Below are 1,013 nucleotides of genomic sequence, written 5' to 3'. Positions count from 1 at the left end.
TATATGCATCAACAGCCAAAGAGTTAGATGTGGTGATTGCGGGATTACTCGCTTCCTTCCACTGCGTTTTGCACCTAGAGAAAAAGTCAGATATACCAAAGGATTTGAAAAGTATGTGCTATCTCTTTCAGCACTAAACATGACGATTAGTGACATAGCTCGCTTGTGCAATGTGAGCTGGGATTGCATCAAAGAAATACAAAAGCGTCACCTGAACAAAAAATACAGACAGCCAGACTTAAAAGACGTAACACATATTGGCATTGATGAAATCTATTGTGGCTCTAAAACAGGCTTTATGACTGTTGTTATTGATATGAAAACGAGCGCAGTGATTTATACAGAAAAAGGGAAAAAGGCGGCGAGCCTTGATGGTTTCTGGGCACGAAAAAAACGTTGTAAGAAGCCCATAGAAGCTGTTGCTACCGATATGGGACAGGCTTATATCAGCTCGGTTAATGAGCATGCGCCTAATGCAAAGCTAGTCATTGACCGTTTCCATGTCGTGAAGCGCTTCAATGAGAAACTGACTGAGTTTAGAAGAGATATTCAAAGAGCAGCGGAGAATAAAGATGATTCTCAGTTTTTGAAAAAAAACACGTTGGCTTCTGGTGAGTAATCCTGAAAATCTCAGTGAAAAAGGCAAAGCCAGATTAGACAAAGCTCTTGAAGCTAATCAACCTTTGGCGACTGTTTATTATTTCAAAGAAAAGTTAAGGCAGCTCTGGAGTCAAGGCACGAAAGCTCAAGCAAAAATTTGGCTAGATGACTGGTGTGAACAAGCCAATGAATCAGATCTTATGCTACTAAAAAATTTCACTAAGACACTGAGAAAACATGAAGTTGGGATTTTGAATTATTACGATGAAAAAATGACAAGTGGGAAAGTTGAAGGTGTTAACAACAGACTTAAGACAATTGTTAAAATGGCTTATGGTTACAGAGATTGGGAGTTCTTTGAGCTAAAGGTAAAAGCAAGTCACGAAGCTAGATCTTCATTTTCCTGATGAACC

Annotated in this window: 2 protein-coding genes; both read left to right on the top strand. The window is 39.2% G+C overall.

Going from position 1 to position 1,013, the window contains the following annotated elements; genetic code table 11:
• Window positions 1-619, top strand: a 619-nt coding sequence (locus D5018_RS21395) for a transposase (RefSeq protein WP_133309378.1), incomplete at its 5' end; no start/stop codon positions are given.
• On the top strand, window positions 612-1,007 hold the full coding sequence (locus D5018_RS21390; protein ID WP_165905156.1) for a transposase: 396 nt from the start codon (window positions 612-614) through the stop codon (window positions 1,005-1,007). The genes D5018_RS21395 and D5018_RS21390, both read left to right, overlap by 8 nt.
• Window positions 1,008-1,013: the final 6 nt, after the last annotated feature.

The organism is Parashewanella curva, from assembly GCF_003675895.1.
GTDB lineage: Bacteria > Pseudomonadota > Gammaproteobacteria > Enterobacterales > Shewanellaceae > Parashewanella > Parashewanella curva.
The sequence above is the reverse complement of the archived record's forward strand: the minus strand, read 5'-3'. Positions and strand labels throughout refer to the sequence as shown.